The following is a 19,283-nucleotide window of genomic DNA, read 5'->3' as shown; positions in this document are numbered from 1 at the left end:
CGATGAAAAAACCGGCCCGATTCTCGCACGTCCGCAATATCGGGATCGCCGCTCACGTGGATGCGGGCAAGACGACGCTGACCGAGCGCATCCTCTTCTACACCGGCGCCTCCTACAAGATCGGCGAGGTCCATGACGGCGCCGCCCACATGGACTACATGGCCGAGGAACAGCAGCACGGCATCACCATCACCGCCGCCGTCACCAAGGCCCCCTGGCGCGACCACCAGATCCAACTGATCGACACCCCCGGACACGTCGATTTCACCGTCGAGGTCGAGCGCGCCATGCGGGTGCTGGACGGCTGCGTCATCGTCCTCGACGGGGTGCGCGGGGTCGAGCCGCAGACTGAGACGGTGTGGCGGCAACGCTCGCACTTCAAGCTCCCGACCCTGTTCTTCGTGAACAAGATGGATCGGCCGGGCGCCGATTTTCGCCGCAGTCTCGCCGCCGTCAAGCAACGCCTCGGTGCCGAGCCGGCCCCCATCGCCCTTCCTCTGCCGGATGACGGCGCCGTGATCCATTTGATCGAGCGGACGCTGATTCGTTTCACGGGCGAGCAGGGCGAGACGATCGTCTCCGAGCCCTGTCCGCCCGACCTCTGGGAAACATGTGGAGACCTGCGCGAGGCGCTGCTGCTCGCGGCGGCCGAGATCGACGACTCGGTCGCCGAGGCGGTGCTGTCCGGCTCCGAGCCGCCCCCGGAGGATGTGCGCGCGGCCCTTCGCCAAGGCACCCTCGACGGACGCCTCTGCCCCTGCTACGGCGGGAGCGCGCTGCGCAACATGGGCGTTCAACCGCTGCTCGACGGCATTCTCGACTTCCTGCCCGCTCCGCTGGACAGACCGCCCGCGCTCGCCGAGAACCCGGATGGCGAGCAGGTGCCCGTCGCCATGGATCCACATGGACCACTGGCCGCGCTCGCCTTCAAGGTACAGCTGTGGGACGGCCGGCGCCACGTCTTCGTCCGGCTCTATCGCGGCACCCTCGAGCCCGGAGACAAGGTCGCCTTCATCACCGGCGACGGACGCGTCCAGCACGAACAGGCGGCCCGGCTGTTCGAGATCGACGCTGGCAAAAAGACCAAGCTCGATCGCGCCGAGGCCGGTCAGATCGTCCTGATCGCCGGACTGCGCTGGGCGACGACCGGCGACACCCTCTGCGCGCCCGGACATCTGGTGGCCTTGGAGCGCATCGCGCTGCAGGCACCCGTCTTGGGCCTGGCGATCGAGCCGACCGCCGGAACGGACGAGGAGCGCCTGCTGGAGGTGCTCGGCAAGATCGAGCAGGAGGATCCGACGCTCCTGGTCGAGGAGGACCCCGAGACCGGACAGCGCCTGCTGCGCGGCATGGGCGAGCTGCATCTGCAGATCGTGCTGGAGCGCATCGAGCGCGAGTTCGGTCTCCAGATCCGGGCCGGCCGGCCCGCCGTCGCCGTGCGCGAGACCATCCGGCGCCGGGCACAGGCCGAGGCGCTCTTCGCCCCGCCACCACGTCCCGACGCACGCCAGCCGGATTTGATGGCGCGCGTCGCCGTCACGCTGGAGCCACTGCCGCGCGGCAGCGGCTCGCAGACCCAGGTCACCCCCAGGATTCTGCCGGAGGGTTCCGAGCTGACCCAGGCGCAGATCCAGGCGATCCGGGACGGCCTCAAGGGCGGACTCATCTCGGGTCCCCTGCAGGGCACCCAGGTCCTGGACCTGGAGGTCCGGGTGACCGAGGTCGAGCTCTTCGGCCCCGGCTCCACGCCCGAGGCGCTCGCCGCCGCCACCGCCAAGGCGCTGCGCAAGGCGCTCGAGGCGGCCTCGCCGGTCCTGATGCGTCCCATCATGCGTCTGGAGGTGGTGGTTCCGGAGGCCAGCCTGGGAGGCGTGCTGGGGGATCTGCAATCGCGCCACGCCCTGATCCGGCAAACCGACACCCTCGGCGACCAGGTGACCGTTCAGGCCGAGGTCGCACTCGAACCCTTGCTCGGCTACAGCACCGAGCTGCGCAGCATGACCCAGGGACGGGGACAGTTCAGCATGCAGTTCGAACGCTTCGATCTCTGTTGATCCAAGCCGTCCGGCGGACGCGGATCAGACCTCGGTCGAGTCCCGGTCCGGCGATTCGGGCGGGGACTCGTCCGCCACGACCAGATTGCGTCCCCCGCTCTTGGCCCGGTAGAGCGCCTTGTCGGCGCGCTCGATCAGGCATTCCAGGCTCTCCTCCGGCCAGGCCTGGGCGACCCCGACCGAGAGGGTGACGGCACCGATCGCCTCCTGGCTGTTCTTGCGCTTGATCCGCATGCGGGCGACCTTCTGGCGGATGTCCTCGGCGATCGCCAGCGCAGCGGCCAGGTCGTCGTTGACGACGACCGCGAATTCCTCTCCGCCGTAGCGCGCGACGAAGAGGCTTTCGCTCTGGAATCCTGCGAGCAGACCGCCGAGGATCTCGAGCACCCGGTCCCCCATCGGATGACCATAGGTGTCGTTGCAGCGCTTGAAATGGTCGATATCGAGCAGCATCAAGGAGGTCGGCTCGTCCGCCATGCTGAGCGACTGCAAAATCGCCGTGTTGAAGGCGCGACGGTTGGGGATCTTGGTCAGCGCGTCGATCATCGCGACCTGCTGCGTCTCCTCCAGCTCTTTCTTGAGCTTACGGACTTCCTGACTGGCCGACTCGAGCTCGCCCTGAAATCCCCGGTTGAGATTCTGCAGCGCGACCGTCTCGCTCAGGAGCTGATCCAGAACCTCCTGGACGCGTTCGTTGTCCATTTCGACATTCAGGACCTGCAGTGCGTCCTTCAGCGTACCCTCGTAGTCCCGCGCGCCCTCGACGCTCGCGGAAACGGCGTGGACCAGGCGCGCGAGGATGTCGAGGAGCAGATTCTGGATCCGCGGATCCTGGGGCAGATAGGACTTGAGGATGTGCTCGAAGAAGAGCGCCTCGGTCTTCTCGGGGGCGTAGCAGCCGGTACCCGGGAACTGCTCGAGCAAGGCCCGGCTCAGCTCGGGATCGGCGTTGCGGACGTGCGCGTACCAGAGGGCATAGTTGACCGGTGTCGGCGGAATCTGGCGCTGCACCATCAGGGGGACCGCCATCCGCAGGTAATCCGAGGCCGTGCGCATGTCCTCGAGAAATTCGGTCCCTTTAGCCGTCATCGATCATCGCTCTCGCTCATGCCCCCTCGAGGGCCCAGAAACCGCCCACAGCCAATAGGCATCGCGGCATGCCGATCATGATATTAGGATCCCGCCTCGCCGGGTAACCATGCCTCGAGCGAATGCATCGGCAGCCGGTCCATCCCGATATCGACCCAGACCAGCGGCCCGGTTCCCGACCCGCTGGCGGCCGCATGCCCGAGCAGCGCGGCCACCATGCCTGCGGAAGCCATCCGGTTCGGGTTATGCTTCCATCATCCGCCAACGGCAAGCCTTCGCCCATCATCAGCAGTCCCGACCCATGCCCCAACCCGCCGAGCTCATCCGACTCTCAGATCTGCCCCACAGCACACCCGCGCAACTGGCCGAAATCCAAGGCGGCCGCCACCTGACACGCCGTCTACTGTCGCTGGGTCTGCGCCAGGGCAGTCATCTGAGCGTGGTTCAGCGACGCGGTCAAGGTCTGGTGCTGGCGAGCGGCGAGGTCCGCATCGCGGTGGGCTCTGGGATCGCGGACAAGCTCTGGGTCAGACTCTGCGCCGGCGAAGGGGATCCGCCCGCCCCGGAACCGGCCGTTACGCACGGCGACACCCCGGCCGAAGAGCCCGTGACCGCCGCGGCCCATTCCGACCAGAGGCGCTGACGGACCATGCCGCAGCCCACCTGCCCCCCCGTCACCGTCTCGCTCCACATGCCCCGCCCGCTCACCGTCGCCCTGGCCGGCAATCCCAACTGCGGCAAATCGGCCCTCTTCAACGCCCTGACCGGGATCCGCCAGACCACCGGCAACTGGCCCGGGGTCACGGTCGAGCGCAAGGAGGGCGCGCTCGAGCTCGACGGACGCCGAATCAAGGTCATCGACCTGCCCGGCATCTACTCGCTCGACGCCAGCTCGCTCGACGAGGTGGTCACCCGCGACTATCTGCTCAGCCGCGAGGCCGACCTGATCGTCAACGTCCTGGACGCGAACAACCTGGAGCGCAACCTCTATCTCTCGGTCCAGCTGCTGGAGATGGGCGTCCCGGTCATCGTCGCCCTCAACATGATGGACGTGGCGCGCAAGCGGGGCGTGCAGATCGACATCGACCGGCTGGCCGCGGAGATCGGCTGCCCGGTCGTGCCCGTGGTCGCCGTGACCAAGGAGGGACTGACCGAGCTGCAGGCGCGCCTGCTCGCGGTCGCCGAAGGACGCGATCCCGCCGGCCTGCCACTGGCCCAGAGCGAGTTCGTCGAGGAGGCCATCGCCGAACTCGCCCCTCACCTGGCCCAGGTCTCGGACCGGGCCAACGCGCGCTGGCTGGCGCTCAAGCTGCTGGAGTCCGACCCCGCCGCCGAGCAGTCGGTCTCGCCCGAGATCCTCGGACGCGCCGAGCAGCTGCGCGGCCAGATCGCCGTGCGCACCGGGGAGGACGCCGATCTGCATATCGCCGACACCCGGTTCGGCCACGCCCATACCCTGGCCCAGCGGGTCATGCGCGAGAGCCACCGCATCGAACGCACCCTCTCGGACCGCATCGACCGCTTCGTCCTCAACCGGATCTTCGGCATCCCGCTGTTCCTGCTGATGATCTATCTCATGTTCATGTTCACCATGAACGTCGGAGGGGCCTTCATCGACTTCTTCGACATGGCCGGACAGGCCCTCTTCGTCGACGGACTCGGCGAGCTTCTCGACGACCTGAACGCGCCCGGCTGGCTGTCGCTGGTGCTGGCCGACGGCATCGGCGGCGGTCTGCAGGTGGTCGGGACCTTCATCCCCATCATCGCCAGTCTCTATATCGTGCTCTCCTTCCTGGAGGACTCGGGCTACATGGCGCGCGCGGCCTTCGTCATGGACCGCTTCATGCGCTCGATCGGACTGCCGGGCAAAGCCTTCGTGCCGCTCATCGTCGGCTTCGGCTGCAACGTCCCGGCGGTCATGGCCACCCGCACGCTCGAAAGCGAGCGCGAGCGCAAGCTCACCATCCTCATGAATCCCTTCATGTCCTGCGGGGCCAGACTGCCGGTCTACGCACTCTTCGCCACGGCCTTCTTCCCGCACTCGGGCCAGAACCTGGTCTTCGTCCTCTATCTCACCGGCATCGCCGTCGCCATCCTCTCGGGGCTGGCAATGAAGCACACATTGCTCAAGGGCGACAGCGCGGGCCTGCTGATGGAGCTACCGCCCTACCACCTGCCCACCCTCAAGGGCGTGCTGCTGCGCACCTGGGACCGGGTGAAGCTGTTCCTGCGCGAGGCGGGCAAGGTGATCGTGCTGATGGTGCTCGTCCTCAACGTGCTCGCCACCGTGGGCAGCGACGGCAGCCTCGGCAATCGGGAGAGCGACCGCTCGGTGCTGGCCGCGGTCAGCCGCACCGCGACGCCCCTGTTCGCGCCCATGGGCATCCACGAGGACAACTGGCCGGCCGTGCTGGGCATCGTCTCCGGCGTCCTGGCCAAGGAGGTCATCGTCGGCACCCTCGACTCGCTCTACGGCCGTCTGGCCGAGGAGCAGGCACCGAGCGCCGAGCCCAAACCCTTCGATCTCTGGCGCGACCTCGAGCGGGCGGCCATCTCGGTCGAGGAGAACCTCGCCGGCCTGGGAGCCCGCCTGCTCGACCCGCTCGGCCTGGACGTGGGCGACATCGCCGACCGCGAGGCGGCAGCCGAGGAGCAGGGCGTCGAGAGCGGCACCTTCAGCGCCATGGCCGCACGCTTCGACGGCCAGGCGGGCGCCTTCGCCTATCTGCTGTTCGTGCTGCTCTATTTCCCCTGCGCCGCCACCATCGGCGCCATCGTGCGCGAGGCCGGGGGACGCTGGGCGCTCTTCGTCGGCGCCTGGACCACGGGCATGGCCTTCCTGGCGGCCACGATCTTCTATCAGGCGGCCACCTTCGAGCGCGATCCACTGGCATCGGGACTCTGGATCGGCGGAGGATTGATGTTCATGATCGGAGTGCTCATCGGCCTGAGGCTGTGGGCCGGCAAGGCTCGAAACGACACGACCTGAGCCGCGAATGGATTCGCACCTACGAAATGAGGGGCCGCGGCGAATGGCCGCTAGGGAAACGCCGGTTTATTGCGTTTCCTTGGTCACCATCTCCCTAGAGGGCGCGCGGCCGGGTGAGAGACAGCAGATTTCCGCTTCCGGAGTCGAGCCGGCTCCAGTCGCTCGGCATCTCGAGCCTGGCGACGGCGGCGGTGGGCAGCAGCTTGCCATCCTCCGGCGTATCGTAATCGCCACCGGCCAGATGCTTGAGCAGCTCCTCCAGACCGGGATTGTGACCGATCAGGAGCACGGTCGCCGCACCGGAAGGAACCCGCGACAGGACCTCCAGCAGATCGGTCAGCCCGCCCTCGTAGATGGCCTCGTCCCAGACGATGCGCTTCTTCTTGAAATCGAGCCGCTTGCACACCTTGGTCGCGGTCTGGCGCGCGCGCTCGGCCGGCGAGCTGACGACATGGTCCGGCACCAATCCCTCGCGATAGAGCCAGGCACCGACCTTGGGGGCATCGCTCTTACCGCGCTTGGCCAGCGGGCGATCGAAGTCGGCCGACACATCGGAGTCCCAATCCGATTTGGCATGGCGCAGCAAAAGGAGTTCTCGGGGCATGGAAAAGAAAGGATCGGCGAAGATCAAGCTGAGTCGACAACCTGACATTGACATCGAGCGCCGTTTTTAACACATCCGTCATTTCGGCGTAACCTCTGCGTGACTCGACTAGCGAATCTCGGCCAGAAGCCGCGCGATCATCTGGCTGGATTGACCGAGATAGCCCCCGCCGAACAGATTCAGATGATTGAGGACGTGATAGAGGTTGTAGAGGGTCTTGCGGACGGGGTATCCCGGATCCAGGGGCCAGGCCGAGCGGTAGGCCGCATAGAAGTCGGCACCGAAGCCCCCGAAGAGCTCGGTCATCGCCAGATCGGCCTCGCGGTCGCCGTAGTAGGCGGCCGGATCGAAGATCACCGGCTGGCCGTCCGGGGTGCTGCCGATGTTTCCGCCCCAGAGATCGCCGTGGAGCAGGGAGGGGATGGGATCGTGGCCCAGGAGGACGTCGAGATCCGCCAGCAGCCGCTCGCCGCTGCGCTGCAGTGTGCCGCCATAGCCGTTATCGGCCGCGAGCCTCAGCTGATAGCCGAGCCGCTGCTCGCGCCAGAAGGCGATCCAGTCGGCATCGCGACGGTTGGATTGGGGCGTGGAGCCGATGGTGTTGTCCCGATGCCAGCCGAATGTCCCGGAGCTGGATCTGTGCATGGCGGCCAGCTGCTCGCCGGCGAGCGCCCCGTTCAGCCGTCCACCCAGATCGATCAGCTCCATCACCAGGAAGGACTGGCCGTCCGCCACGCCGGTACAGATCGGCTGCGGCACCCGAATCGCCTCGGCCTCGGCCATGGCCGAGAGCCCCTCCGACTCGGCCGCGAACATCTCGGCCCGATCGGCCGCGTTCAGCTTGACGAAATAGCTGCGGCGGCCGTCGTCGATCACGGCCGCGCGATTGATGCAGCCACCCCCGACCGAACGCTCGCGCTCGATCGCGAAGGGCTCCCCGGTCGCCTCGCCGATCCGCTCGGCGATCCCGGCCCAAGACGTCATTGGCGCCTCTCGCGACCGAGCCTACGCAAGAGCGGACTGGAGCGCGGGAAATGGGCCCGCAGGAACGCCATCTGGTCCGCGAGGACATTGCGTCCCATCAGATAGATGTATTCCGCATGCGTCGGGACGAAGGGCACGGCGAGCAGCTCCATGCCGGCATCCTCGGGAGAACGGCCTGCCTTGAAGTTGTTGCAGCGCACGCAGGCGGTGACCACGTTGCTCCAGTGATCGGCACCGCCCTTGCTGGAGGGGCGGACATGGTCGCGCGACAGATGGCGAGGAGAGAAGCGCTGACCGCAGTACATGCACATGTGGTCGTCGCGCTGGAACAGGGTGCGATTGGACAGGGGTGGAACATAGTCGCCCTGCAGCTTGTTGAGGGCGTGATGGATGCCGTAGGTGGCGATGATGGAGTGGATCCGCAGCCGGCTCTGCAGGTGGGTCGCCGCATTGATGCCGCCGCGCAGCAGAAACAGCGGGTCCCCGCAGGAATAGGCGACCTGATCGAGAAAATGAAGCCGAGCGGCGGTCCGGTAGTCCACCCATTCGAGCGGCATACCCGCCAAATCCGTTCGCAGTACCTGTTGGTTCAATGGCAACATAGTCGGAAACGGCTCGAAATTTGCGAGCATCATACACGCTTGCCGTAGTCGCGCAAGCAATCCATGTTGGACCCTCGGCGCAAAAAAGAGTGCCTCGCCACGCACACCGCTCGCCCAGGAAGCCGCGGCTCCGCTCGCCGGACGACGCCGTTAAGCGCTTGATCATTCACACCCTAGAAAGGGTCTCGGCCAGATAGGAAAATTGTCAAGCAGGTCTTTCCGATCGAAACGCCGCATACTGATAACTCATTGATTTTCAATCATCAAAACGTCGCTGATCAGAAGATCGCCAGAACCGCACCAGTGCTTGAGCGACGCCGCCTCAGGGACGATCCCCAAAGGCTATCCCCAGACTTATCCACAGATCTTGTGAACAAATGAAGACGGTCTCGACACGACCAAGCCGCTCGCCAGTCCCATCCAGCCCAGACCGGGATCCTCGCCATCATTCCGGCGGAAACGCTACGAAGACGTGAGCGACCAGGACGAGAAACCTTCCGCCCCACCCCCCCACGGCAGGATCCTGCGCGTGGCGGTCGCGGCGCCCCTGCTCGGGCTCTTCGACTATCTGCCGAGCCAGGCGGCGGACGCGGAGCCGGTTCCGGGTCAACGGCTGCTGGTGCCATTCGGCCGCAGCAACAGGGTCGGCATCCTGGTCGAGATCGCCGAGACGAGCCTGGAGGATCCCTCCCGGCTCAAGCATGTCGAATCGGTTCTCGACGAGGTCCCGCTTTTCCAGACGACCGACCTCGATCTGATCCAGTGGGCCGCCGCCTACTATCGGCAGCCGCTCGGCACGGCGCTCTTCACCGCGCTGCCAGCCAGACTGCGCCGGCCCGCATCCTTCGCCGACGACAGTGTGCCGGGCATTCGCGCAACCCCTGAAGGCCACACCCTGGATCTGGGATCGCTGACGCGCGCACCCAAGCAGCGCGCCCTGCTGGCGGTTCTGAGGGACCGGCCGAACGGCCTCACGCTGTCCGCTCTCGGCGCACGCCTCGGCGACTGCTCGGCCTGCGCCCGGGCACTCGAGGGCAAGGGATTGATCGAGCGCTGCCGTCTCAAGGCGATGCCGCAGCCCGTCCAGACGCCCAGCTCGGCGGGACACGCGCTCAACCCGGATCAGCGCAAGGCCGTCGAGGCCATCGCCGAATCCTTCGGCGCCTTTCGCCCCTTTCTGCTACAAGGCGTTACCGGCAGCGGCAAGACCGAGGTCTACATCCGGCTCATCCAGACACTGGTCGCGAGCGGACGCCAGGCGCTGGTGCTGGTCCCCGAGATCGGTCTCACGCCCCAGCTGCGCGACCGCTTCCAGCAACGCATCCCGGGCCCAATCGCCGTGCTGCATTCGAGCCTGAGCGCGGGCGAGCGCGAGCGCAACTGGCACCGCGCCGCTCGCGGCGAGGCGACCCTGGTGCTGGGAACACGTTCGGCGGTCTTCGTGCCCATGCCGCGTCTGGGGCTCATCCTGGTCGACGAGGAGCACGACGCCTCGCTGAAACAGCAGGAGGGCTTTCGCTATTCGGGCCGCGACCTGGCGGTACGCCGCGCCCAGCTGATCGGCTGTCCGATCGTCCTGGGCTCGGCCACCCCCTCGCTGGAGTCGCTGCACAACGCCACCACCGGACGCTACGGCTGGCTGCGTCTGCCCCAGCGCGCCGGCGGGGCACGAGCACCGACGATCTCGCTGCTGGACATCCGCGACCAGCCGCTCCGGGCCGGACTTTCACCGGTCCTGCGCGACGCCATGCAGACCGAGCTCGCCGCCGGCAACCAGATCCTTCTGTTCCTCAACCGCCGCGGCTACGCCCCGCTCTACACCTGTCATCACTGCGGCTGGGTCGGTGACTGTCCCCATTGCGACGCGCGGCTCACGCTGCATCTCGGACAGCAGCGGCTCTGGTGCCATCACTGCGGCTGGTCGCGCCGGCTGCCCCAGCGCTGCCCGAACTGCGACGGCGAGGACCTGCGCATGATCGGACGCGGCACCGAGCGTCTGGAGGAGGAGCTGCGGGAGCTCTTTCCCCAGGCCAGCCTCGCCCGTATCGACCGCGACAGCACCAGGCGCCAGGGCGAGCTGAACCGGCTGCTGGAGGCGATCCGGCGCGGCGAGATCCAGATCCTGCTCGGCACCCAGATGCTCGCCAAGGGACACGACTTCCCGCTGGTGACGCTCGTCGGCATCCTGGATCTCGATCAGGCACTCTATGCCAGCGACTTCCGCGCCCCGGAGCGCACCGCCCAGCTCATCATCCAGGTGGCCGGCCGGGCCGGACGCGCCGACCGGCCCGGCCGGGTGGTGCTCCAGACCCGGCACCCCGAGCACCCGCTGCTCCAGTCGCTGCTGAGCGACGGCTATTCCGGATTCGCCGCGGCGGCCCTGGAGGAGCGCCGCGGCGCCGAGCTTCCGCCCTTCGCCCATCTGGTCCTGCTCCGCGCCGAGGCCCCGCTCGCCGATCAGCCCACGGCCTTCCTGCGCGAGGCGCGCGACCTGGCCGAGCGCTCGGATCCGGACGAGATCCATCTGCTGGGTCCAGCGCCAGCCCCCATGGAGCGGCGTGCCAACCGCTACCGCGCCCAGCTCATGGTGCTCTCGCGCGACCGCCCCTCGCTGCAGCGTTTCCTCGCACGCTGGAATCAGGGTTTGCACGGCCTGCGTCATCCCAAGGGGCTGCGCTGGTCGCTGGACGTCGACCCACAGGATATGTTCTGAGCGAGATATGCTCCGAACGAGGGATTCAGGTATTCTTACACCTCTGATCGCCTTGACTTCGGCCGCCCCGATCGGCGCCGAGGCATTCCTGTTTCTTCCCATTGCCGACCATGTCGACGGCCAAGGGCCCGGGCGAACCGACGCCCGCGGCGGGCACGGCATCCGGACGGCACGGCCAAATCGTCAACCTGCATGAAGCAAGACATCAAAGACCTCATCCATACCGGGCTCCAGACGCTCGTCAGCCAAGGCCAACTCGAGCTCACCGAGCTGCCCGAGCCACAGCTGGACCGCACCAAGGACGCCAGCCACGGCGATTTCGCCACCAACGTGGCCATGGTGCTCGCCAAGCTCGCCCGCACCAAGCCGCGCGACCTGGCCCAACGTCTGGTCGAGGCACTGCCCGAGTCGCCGCTGGTGGACAAGGTCGAGATCGCCGGTCCCGGATTCGTAAACTTCTTCCTCGCCGAGGGCGCCCACCGCTCGGTGGTGCCCCAGATCCTGACCGCCGGGCACGCATACGGACGCAGCGACATCGGCGCGGGCAAGCGGGTGCAGGTGGAGTTCGTCTCGGCCAATCCGACCGGCCCGCTCCATGTCGGGCACGGACGCGGCGCCGCCTACGGCGCGGTGGTGGCCGATCTGCTGGCCGCGGTCGGGTTCGAGGTTCACCGCGAGTATTACGTCAACGACGCCGGCCGCCAGATGGACATCCTGGGCACCTCGGTCTGGCTGCGCTATCTGGAACTCTGCGGCGAGGAGCTGCGCTTCCCGAGCAACGGCTACAAGGGCGACTACGTCTGGGACATCGCCGCCACCCTGCACCGCGAGCATGGCGACGCCTATCGCGTCGAGGTCGAGCAGGTCTTCGCCGACCTCCCGCTCGACGCCTCCATCGAGGGCGAGCCCCAGGACCAGGCCGGCGACAAGGAGGCCCATATCGACGGACTCATCGCCGCCGCCAAGCGTCTGCTGGGCGACAACCGCTACCGCTACGTCTTCGAGCTGGGTCTCAACACCATCCTCGACGACATCCGCGAGGATCTCTCCCAGTTCGGGATCGACTATCAGGAGTGGTATTCGGAGCGCTCCCTGACCGAGAGCGGCGCGGTCAACAAGGCCATCGAGCGGCTGCGCGAGAGCGGCCACATCTACGAGCAGAAGGGCGCGCTCTGGTTCCGCTCGACCGACTTCGGCGACGAGAAGGACCGGGTGGTGGTCCGCGACAACGGTCAGAGTACCTATTTCGCCTCCGACATCGCCTACCACATGGACAAGCTCGAGCGCGGATTCGACCGCGTCATCGACATCTGGGGCGCCGACCACCATGGCTACATCCCGCGCGTCAAGGCGGCGCTGCAGGCATTGGGCGACGAGGCCGACAAGCTGGAGGTGCTGCTGGTCCAGTTCGCCATCCTCTATCGCGGCGGCGAGAAGGCGCAGATGTCGACCCGCTCGGGCGAGTTCGTCACCTTGCGCGAGCTGCGCAAGGAGGTCGGACGCGACGCCGCGCGCTTCTTCTACGTGATGCGCCGCTGCGAGCAGCACCTGGACTTCGACCTCGACCTGGCCAAGTCCGAGTCCTCCGACAACCCGGTCTATTACGTCCAGTATGCCCATGCGCGCGTCTGCAGCGTGCTGCGCCAGGCGGCCGAGAAGGGCATGATCGTGGATCCGACCCCGGGCACGACCAACCTGGAACGTCTGACCGAGCCCCACGAAGAGGCCCTGCTGCGGACCCTGATCCGCTATCCGGAGGTCGTCGAGTCCGCGGCACTCAAGGCCGAACCGCATCAGGTCACCCAGTATCTGCGCGAACTGGCCAACGACTTCCACACCTATTACAACGCCCACCAGTTCCTGGTGGACGACGGCGTCCTGCGCGACGCCCGCATCAAGCTGATCCTGGCCGTGCGGCAGGTGTTGCGTAACGGCCTGGGTCTGATCGGAGTTTCGTCACCAGAGAGCATGTGACATGCCAAGGGATTATCGACACGCCACGCCGACGCGCACGAGCCAGAAGCGCAAGCAGAACCGTTCCTGTGTCTGGTGGTTTCTGATGGGCACAGCGCTCGGTGTCCTGGCCACCAATATTCTCGGTTCCCGGCAGACCGAGAGGGTCGAATCCGGCGAGACGGCGTCCCGTCCCGCCGAGGAGAGCCAGCCAGCGCGTGTCGCGCCGAACTTCCGCTTCCAGGAGATCCTGTCGGACGACCAGGTCGACATCGACAGCAAGCCGCCGCCCCCACCACCGCCGGCACCACGGCCAACGCCTCCCAGCGAGCCGCCGAAGACCGCGGAGCAACCCGTCGCCAAGCCGCAGACACCGGCTCCAACGCCACCGGTCGAAACCGTCGCGCCACGCAAGGGCGGTTACATCCTGCAGGTGGGATCCTTGAGCCGCGAGGCCGACGCCGAGCGACTCAAGGCCCAGCTGGCCCTGTTGGGTATCTCGACCAACATCCAGACGGTGACGCTCTCGAGCGGACGCACGACCCACCGCGTGCGTACCGGGGCCTATGCCAACAAACAGGAAATGGAAAAGGTTCGCGCACTCTTGAAGGCGAACGGTAAGGACAGCCTGGCGATCTCGATCAAATAGCCCGACCGCCAGCCCGAGCGGCTGGCGGCCGAAGCCTATCCCTTCACGGTCAAGACCTGCTTGAGGCTATGCACGACCTCGACCAGGTCGTTCTGGTTCGCCATGACGGCGTCTATGTCCTTGTAGGCCGCCGGGATCTCGTCGATCACCCCCTTGTCCTTGCGGCACTCGACGCCCTGGGTCTGGCTCTCCAGATCCTTGCGGGTGAATCGGCGGGTCGCCTCCCCGCGGCTCATGCGCCGACCCGCTCCATGCGAGCAGGAGCAGAATGACATGGGGTTGCCCAGACCACGGACGATGTAGGACTTGGCCCCCATGCTCCCTGGGATGATGCCCAGATCCCCCTCGCGCGCCCGAATGGCACCCTTGCGGGTGAGATAGACCTCCTTGTCGAAATGGTGCTCGCGCGTCACATAGTTGTGATGACAATTGATCGCCTCCGAGGTCGCCTCGAACGGCGGCAACTGTCCGCGCAACGCCTCGATGACGAGCCGCATCATCTGACGGCGATTCTCCATCGCATAGTCCTGCGCCCAACCGACCGCCTCCACATAGTCGTCGAAGTGCCGGCTACCCTCGGGCAGATAGGCCAGGTTCTGGTCGGGCAGCTGGATCTTCCAGCGCTCCATCTCGCGCTTGGCCAGTTCGATGAAGTGCATCCCGATCCGATTGCCGATCCCGCGCGATCCCGAATGGAGCATGATCCAGACCTGCTGCGACTCGTCGAGACAGAGTTCGATGAAGTGGTTGCCACCACCCAGCGAACCCAGCTGGCTCTGCCAACGGGCGTTGATCTTGGGATGCTTCGCCAGGATGGGCTCGAGACCGGGCGCCACCCGGGCGAGTCCCTCCTCGCACCAGTGCTCCTGGCCGTGTCCGTCCATCCCGACCGGCACTCGGGCCTCGATCGCCGAGCGCACCTTGGCCAGCGAGTCCGGCAGCTGGTCCGCACGCAGCGACAGCCGCAGGGCGTTCATGCCGCAGCCGATATCGACGCCCACGGCGGCCGGGATGATGGCCCCGAGGGTCGGAATCACCGAGCCGATGGTCGCCCCCATCCCCCAGTGCACGTCCGGCATCGCCGCCACGTGCGAATGGATGAAGGGCAGATGGGAGACGTTCTCGAGCTGCTTCATGGCATTCTCGGCCACGTCGTCCGTATAGATCTTGACCGGAACTCGGCCCTTGCTGATGACTCGCTTGATTGGCATGGTCTTCTCCGTCGATGAAGCTGGGTTCATCGAATCGAACCGCAAAGGCGCAAAGGGCGCGAAGCCGGAATATCGAAGCACTTTGCGTTCTTCGCGCCTGTGCGGTTCAAACTGTCTTATTCGTATCCCCGCGACCTCGCACCCGGTCCGGTTCGACCGGATCGAGTCCGTGGAAGGCGTCGATGCCGTCCTCGATGGCCCGGCGATGGCCGGCGCGGATGCTGGAGGCGGATCGCACGTGCGGACCGCCCTTGCGCAACAGTGGCGATCGGGCCACCGGGTTTCTCCGTTTGTTCATCTCGATTCGTCCATTCATGAAGGGCCGCCGTCCATGGCGGCATCCCGTTTCATCCTGACCAGCGCGACCTCTCCCGCATTCGCTGGAAGCTGACCGCTGGAGGCTGGCCGCTCATCCCCCCTTGGGCGCCTCGATCCGGACCAGTCCCTGCAGCAGCGATTCCATGCCGCCGAAGACGGTCAGGCTGCCGACCCGCTCGGTGACACGTTCGAGCGCCTCCAGTTCCTTGAGCCGCAGCAGCACCGGGTTCTGATCCATCAGCTTGGCGGTGTTGAGCAGCGACCGGGTCGCGGCCGTCTCCTCACGCCGACGGATGAGGTTGGCCTGGGCCGCCTTCTCCGCCTCCACCACCTGGTTGAGGATCTGCTTCATGTCGCCGGGCAGGATGACGTCCCTGATACCCAGGGTCTCGACCGCCATCCCATGCGGTTCTGCCCGTTCCCGGATCGCGGCCAGCACCTCCTGTTCGGTCGTGCCCTTCCGCTCCAGGAGTTCGTCCAGGGTCCGGTCGGAGATGGCCCGACGCAGCCCAAACTGGAATTCCCGGTACAGGAAGTCCTTGTGCTTGGGCAATCCGGCCCGAACCCGGACCGGATCCACGACCCGATACTGGGCGCTCAGGTTGATCCTCAGGCTCACCTTGTCGCGGGTCAGGATCTCCTGGCCCTGGACCTCGATCTCCTGCAGACGCAGATCGGTCAGCTCCACCTGGACGTTGCGTGCGAAGTTCCAGAAGGCGTGCACACCCGGCTCCAGGGTCCCGATCAGCCGGCCATCGAGCAGCAACAGAGCCATTTCATGGTCGGCGATCTCCTCCTCGATGATGTTGTCCAGGAACTCGGCAACCGGCAGCTTGCTGCCAGCCGACCGTGCCTTGGCCCGATACTCGGCCGCTGCCCTGGTCCAGCCATCCCGATGACGCATCCGGCGGATGCGCTCCATCACCTCCGCCCCCACGGCGGCCCCCTCTCTCAGATCGATTCGCTCGACCCGCACCTCGACCGGCCCCTTCCAGTAGAAGCGACGGCTCATGGGCGGAATCAGGCGGGTCAGCTGTCCGTCCAGATAGACGAGTCCGGCCTCATGCTCGCCGGTCTCGACCGTTTCGACCCACAGATTCCAGAGCGTTGAGGACTCCTTGCGGAACACCTCGGCATGCGGATGGGCCAGTTCCGGATCGGTCAGATCGAAGGTCTCGAACTCCAGCGATCCGACGATATCCAGCCAGCGATAGACGCCAGGTCCGAGCACCTGATCCAGCACTCCATTCCTTAGCACCAGCACACGCTCGTGCTGGGCGACGACCTGTCGCTTGTATCCAATCATGTTCATCTTCCTGCTCTCCTCTGTGCCGTCGCTATCGACGGCATGACCGGCCGTTTCGGCCCGCCCGCCGCCCCGATCAAGAATCCGGCATTGCAGTGACCTGTTGTCGTTGGTTGGTTGGTGGAGCCGGGATCGGGTCGCCAACGTTCGGCCCGATCCCGGCGTTCTATCGATTCGGTGTCCGGCTCGGACCGGACATCGTTCGGAGCCGGCCGCTCGAAACCGCCGGCTGAAAGTGGAAAGGCTCGCCCCACGTCGCGCCGATGGGCCAGGGCGGCTGCATGGCCGGAATCATTCGGCTCGATCGATCCGCATCCCTGCGGCATCGCCCGCCATCCGGCGAGATCGCTCGAAACCGCACGATTTCGATCCATGCGTCGCACCCTGGCACAAGATCGTCACGACGCCCCCGATCCGGCCTCCCTGCCGGCCGCCATGCGGCACGCAGTTCCATCCGATCGGGCCGGGGCTCACCCTGTGGTTTTGATTGGACGGGTATTCCAATCGAGGGCGACGGTCAGTCGCCAAAGAGACAGCGGCGGGAGTCGAACCCGCGACGGACTGGTTATCGGCCAGTTGCTCTACCCACTGAGCTACGTTGTCGTCTCACGGTCGTATCGAGCAATGGGTACGGACCGAGGGAACGCACTGGGCGCCCAGGTCCGCCACCGGGGCATACGGAACCCCAGGCGCTGATCGCTCGACGATCTCCGCAAGATGGTGATGCCTGAAATTCTCGATCTTCAGGCAATAAAAAACCCCGACCAGTGCTCCCGGTCGGGGTTTCGTGTCCCACCGGAAGGCCCTTATGCCAGGCCTTCCGAGAATGCAATCGCAGAAAGACTCAGCGCAGAGACAAAGAGCTCACCGTCCGCCCCAGCAAGGAGCCGCGGTTCCCTCGTTGATCGATGTCGTCTCTGAGTGTCATCTGAATCCTGTTCCTCACGATTGAATTGACTGCTGATTTCGATGGCTGGCTAGTCTAGCCAGAATTTCAAGCAAGTCAACATAAATATCAAGATTCTTGTAAAATCCATGTAAAGCGCCCATCGGGCCGAAGCAAACGAACCACAAAGGCGCAAAGATCGCTAAGAAAAACAAGGATCTCTGCATATATCGCGTTTCTCTCGATCCGAATGCATCAGCGTATCGCATAGAGACTCTTTGCGTCCTTTGCGTCTTTGCGGTTCCAATCCCACACCTCAGACACCGGACCCAAGCCCCCCCGCCATGCAATCAGCCAACATCCCTGGCCGCATCAAGCTCGCTCGCAAGATGGCGGGGTTTCGCACCCAGGCCAGTCTGCTCGCCCGCATTCCGGGCTGGAAATCCTCTCGCCTCGGCAACTACGAGGCCGGAATCTCCACGCCCAGCGCGGACGACATGCTTCTGATCGCCGAGGCGACCGGCGTGTCGGCCTGCTGGCTGATGTTCGGACAGGGCCCCATCCGGCCCAACGAGCGCGATCTGCAGGCGGTTCGGCACCAGAACCTGACGCACGCCATGGATGGGATCGAAGAGGATCGGGAGCGTCTGGACGAGACGGTGAAACGCCTGCGGATCTCGCGCAAGCGGCTCAGGGAACACCTGGACAACCCCTTCCTGCCGATCACGGACGAACTGGCGCGACGCCTGGAACGTCTGCTCGGCACTCGGCCGGGCTGGCTCGACGAGCAGCATGTGGAGCGCGACCCGCTGTTCCTCTCGTTCCCCGAGGAGATGCGGGAGCTGATGATGATCTATTCCGAGCTTCCCGCCGCCCAGCGGCCGGTCCTGATGGCGACGGTCAGGGCATTGAAGGATTCGCTCCAGTCCGCTTGACCCGCCGGACCCGCCAGCCTTTGCTCGCGTTTCGCCCGCCATCATGAGGTCGTTGTGAGGTTCCAGCAGGCTGGGAGAGCGCACGGATACTCGCGGACTCGAAGCCCGCAATGAAACGCACGCCCATAGCCCAGCCGTTGTTTTAGCGTGTAAGACAAGCTAGCATCGAAACCATGCCGTATCGCCGGGATGGTGTTGTCGGACATGCCAATCAAACACGAACCGCTTCGCGATGCCCTTCCCCGGACCGACACCGACCGGATCGTTGGCGGTTCGCAGCTGCTCGGAGAGATGCGCGAGCGCATTCGTCTCAAGCATTACAGCATCCGCACCGAGCAGGTCTATCTCGGCTGGGCCAAGCGTTTCATCCTCTTCCACGGCAAACGCCACCCCCGCGAGATGGGCGAGGCGGAGATCGTCGCCTTCCTCAACCACCTCGCCGTCGAGCGCAACGTCTCCGCCTCGACCCAGAATCAAGCCCTCAACGCACTCGTCTTTCTCTATAAGCAGATCCTCGGTCGCGAAACCCTGACGCTCGGAGACATCGCGACCGCGAAACGCCCGGAGCGCCTACCGACGGTGTTCGACCGCGACGAGATCGCGCGCCTGTTCCGCCATCTCGAAGGGACGCATAAGCTCGTCGCCGCCCTGCTCTACGGCTCCGGTCTACGTCTGCTCGAGGCATTGCGGCTGCGCATCCAGGATGTCGAATTCGGACGCCATCAGATCAGCGTCCGCAGCGGAAAAGGCGCCAAGGACCGCGTCACCCTGCTCCCACCCGATCTGGTCGAGCCCATCCGCATCCAGATGAGCAAGGCGAGCGAGCTGCACCAAAAGGATCTCGCGGATGGATTGGGTGAGGTCTACCTCCCCTATGCACTCGAGCGCAAATACCCCACTCGACTTTGGCCATTTTCGGGCCATGGAGGGAGGGCTGAGTGATGCCCCAAACGGTACAGGCAAGATTGGTTGAGTTGGCGGCAGAGGGAC

At 65.8% G+C, this 19,283-nt stretch carries 15 protein-coding genes and 1 tRNA gene; 9 read left to right on the top strand and 7 right to left on the bottom strand.

Annotated elements, in window-relative coordinates; genetic code table 11:
* The first annotated feature begins 2 nt into the window (after positions 1-2).
* A complete protein-coding gene (locus tag D779_RS19045) occupies positions 3-2,054 on the top strand; it encodes an elongation factor G (protein ID WP_043757366.1) in 2,052 nt (683 codons plus the stop codon).
* 24 nt (positions 2,055-2,078) lie between these two features.
* Here D779_RS19045 and D779_RS19040 read toward each other — a convergent pair whose 3' ends face one another.
* Complete coding sequence (locus D779_RS19040; protein ID WP_052348286.1) at positions 2,079-3,143, bottom strand: GGDEF domain-containing protein; 1,065 nt, start codon at positions 3,141-3,143, stop codon at positions 2,079-2,081.
* Positions 3,144-3,444: 301 nt separating this feature from the next.
* Here D779_RS19040 and D779_RS19035 point away from each other — a divergent pair, with 301 nt between their 5' ends.
* Together D779_RS19035 and feoB are read left to right on the top strand one after the other, a co-directional pair.
* Positions 3,445-3,786, top strand: coding sequence for a FeoA family protein (locus D779_RS19035; protein WP_052348285.1), 342 nt, complete (start codon positions 3,445-3,447; stop codon positions 3,784-3,786).
* 6 nt (positions 3,787-3,792) lie between these two features.
* A complete protein-coding gene (feoB, locus tag D779_RS19030) occupies positions 3,793-6,132 on the top strand; it encodes a Fe(2+) transporter permease subunit FeoB (RefSeq protein WP_052348284.1) in 2,340 nt (779 codons plus the stop codon).
* A 94-nt stretch (positions 6,133-6,226) separates the two neighbouring features.
* Here the strand turns inward: feoB and D779_RS19025 are convergent, their stop codons facing one another.
* The 3 genes from D779_RS19025 to D779_RS19015 all read right to left on the bottom strand — a co-directional run bounded on the left by D779_RS19025 (position 6,227) and on the right by D779_RS19015 (position 8,322).
* Entirely contained in the window at positions 6,227-6,736 is a 510-nt protein-coding gene (locus tag D779_RS19025) for a SixA phosphatase family protein (RefSeq protein WP_043757409.1), read from the bottom strand.
* Between the two features lie 108 nt (positions 6,737-6,844).
* The gene (locus D779_RS19020) at positions 6,845-7,720 is read right to left on the bottom strand and encodes a fructosamine kinase family protein (RefSeq protein WP_043757363.1); all 876 of its coding nucleotides are present in this window, start codon (positions 7,718-7,720) and stop codon (positions 6,845-6,847) included.
* Positions 7,717-8,322: an HNH endonuclease gene (locus D779_RS19015; RefSeq protein ID WP_043757356.1), complete on the bottom strand. Its 606-nt coding sequence runs from the start codon at positions 8,320-8,322 to the stop codon at positions 7,717-7,719. The genes D779_RS19020 and D779_RS19015 overlap by 4 nt, the downstream gene beginning before the upstream one ends.
* 472 nt (positions 8,323-8,794) lie before the next feature.
* Between D779_RS19015 and D779_RS19010 the strand changes: the two genes are divergently transcribed.
* The 3 genes from D779_RS19010 to D779_RS19000 all read left to right on the top strand — a co-directional run bounded on the left by D779_RS19010 (position 8,795) and on the right by D779_RS19000 (position 13,637).
* Positions 8,795-11,035: a primosomal protein N' gene (locus tag D779_RS19010; protein WP_081763606.1), complete on the top strand. Its 2,241-nt coding sequence runs from the start codon at positions 8,795-8,797 to the stop codon at positions 11,033-11,035.
* A 192-nt stretch (positions 11,036-11,227) separates the two neighbouring features.
* On the top strand, positions 11,228-13,009 hold the full coding sequence (gene argS, locus D779_RS19005) for an arginine--tRNA ligase (protein WP_043757353.1): 1,782 nt from the start codon (positions 11,228-11,230) through the stop codon (positions 13,007-13,009).
* 1 nt (position 13,010) lies between these two features.
* Complete coding sequence (locus D779_RS19000; RefSeq protein WP_043757350.1) at positions 13,011-13,637, top strand: SPOR domain-containing protein; 627 nt, start codon at positions 13,011-13,013, stop codon at positions 13,635-13,637.
* Between the two features lie 35 nt (positions 13,638-13,672).
* Here D779_RS19000 and D779_RS18995 read toward each other — a convergent pair whose 3' ends face one another.
* Positions 13,673-14,848: an RtcB family protein gene (locus D779_RS18995; protein WP_043757347.1), complete on the bottom strand. Its 1,176-nt coding sequence runs from the start codon at positions 14,846-14,848 to the stop codon at positions 13,673-13,675.
* Here D779_RS18995 and D779_RS22420 point away from each other — a divergent pair.
* On the top strand, positions 14,829-15,239 hold the full coding sequence (locus D779_RS22420; protein WP_157726461.1) for a hypothetical protein: 411 nt from the start codon (positions 14,829-14,831) through the stop codon (positions 15,237-15,239). The two genes, D779_RS18995 and D779_RS22420, sit on opposite strands and share 20 nt — an antisense overlap.
* Before the next feature lie 18 nt (positions 15,240-15,257).
* Here D779_RS22420 and D779_RS18985 read toward each other — a convergent pair whose 3' ends face one another.
* On the bottom strand, positions 15,258-16,478 hold the full coding sequence (locus tag D779_RS18985) for a slipin family protein (RefSeq protein ID WP_052348283.1): 1,221 nt from the start codon (positions 16,476-16,478) through the stop codon (positions 15,258-15,260).
* A gap of 524 nt (positions 16,479-17,002) precedes the next feature.
* Positions 17,003-17,075: transfer RNA gene (locus D779_RS18980), tRNA-Ile, on the bottom strand.
* A gap of 627 nt (positions 17,076-17,702) precedes the next feature.
* Here D779_RS18980 and D779_RS18975 point away from each other — a divergent pair.
* Together D779_RS18975 and D779_RS18970 are read left to right on the top strand one after the other, a co-directional pair.
* Positions 17,703-18,293, top strand: a complete 591-nt coding sequence (locus D779_RS18975) for a helix-turn-helix domain-containing protein (protein ID WP_043757339.1) — start codon at positions 17,703-17,705, stop codon at positions 18,291-18,293.
* A 204-nt stretch (positions 18,294-18,497) separates the two neighbouring features.
* Positions 18,498-19,235 carry an integron integrase gene (locus D779_RS18970; protein WP_081763608.1) on the top strand — a complete coding sequence of 246 codons (738 nt, stop codon included), beginning with the start codon at positions 18,498-18,500 and terminating at the stop codon, positions 19,233-19,235.
* Positions 19,236-19,283: the final 48 nt, after the last annotated feature.

Source organism: Imhoffiella purpurea, assembly GCF_000585215.1.
GTDB classification, from domain to species: domain Bacteria; phylum Pseudomonadota; class Gammaproteobacteria; order Chromatiales; family Chromatiaceae; genus Imhoffiella; species Imhoffiella purpurea.
The sequence above is the reverse complement of the archived record's forward strand: the minus strand, read 5'-3'. Positions and strand labels throughout refer to the sequence as shown.

Bases quoted from the DNA above. Each gene is read 5' to 3' on its own strand.
- D779_RS19045 (WP_043757366.1), top strand. From the start codon at position 3: ATGAAAAAACCGGCCCGATTCTCGCACGTCCGCAATATCGGGATCGCC.
- D779_RS19040 (WP_052348286.1), bottom strand. From the start codon at position 3,143: ATGACGGCTAAAGGGACCGAATTTCTCGAGGACATGCGCACGGCCTCG.
- D779_RS19035 (WP_052348285.1), top strand. From the start codon at position 3,445: ATGCCCCAACCCGCCGAGCTCATCCGACTCTCAGATCTGCCCCACAGC.
- feoB (WP_052348284.1), top strand. From the start codon at position 3,793: ATGCCGCAGCCCACCTGCCCCCCCGTCACCGTCTCGCTCCACATGCCC.
- D779_RS19025 (WP_043757409.1), bottom strand. From the start codon at position 6,736: ATGCCCCGAGAACTCCTTTTGCTGCGCCATGCCAAATCGGATTGGGAC.
- D779_RS19020 (WP_043757363.1), bottom strand. From the start codon at position 7,720: ATGACGTCTTGGGCCGGGATCGCCGAGCGGATCGGCGAGGCGACCGGG.
- D779_RS19015 (WP_043757356.1), bottom strand. From the start codon at position 8,322: ATGTTGCCATTGAACCAACAGGTACTGCGAACGGATTTGGCGGGTATG.
- argS (WP_043757353.1), top strand. From the start codon at position 11,228: ATGAAGCAAGACATCAAAGACCTCATCCATACCGGGCTCCAGACGCTC.
- D779_RS19000 (WP_043757350.1), top strand. From the start codon at position 13,011: ATGCCAAGGGATTATCGACACGCCACGCCGACGCGCACGAGCCAGAAG.
- D779_RS22420 (WP_157726461.1), top strand. From the start codon at position 14,829: ATGACTCGCTTGATTGGCATGGTCTTCTCCGTCGATGAAGCTGGGTTC.
- D779_RS18995 (WP_043757347.1), bottom strand. From the start codon at position 14,848: ATGCCAATCAAGCGAGTCATCAGCAAGGGCCGAGTTCCGGTCAAGATC.
- D779_RS18985 (WP_052348283.1), bottom strand. From the start codon at position 16,478: ATGAACATGATTGGATACAAGCGACAGGTCGTCGCCCAGCACGAGCGT.
- D779_RS18975 (WP_043757339.1), top strand. From the start codon at position 17,703: ATGCAATCAGCCAACATCCCTGGCCGCATCAAGCTCGCTCGCAAGATG.
- D779_RS18970 (WP_081763608.1), top strand. From the start codon at position 18,498: ATGCCAATCAAACACGAACCGCTTCGCGATGCCCTTCCCCGGACCGAC.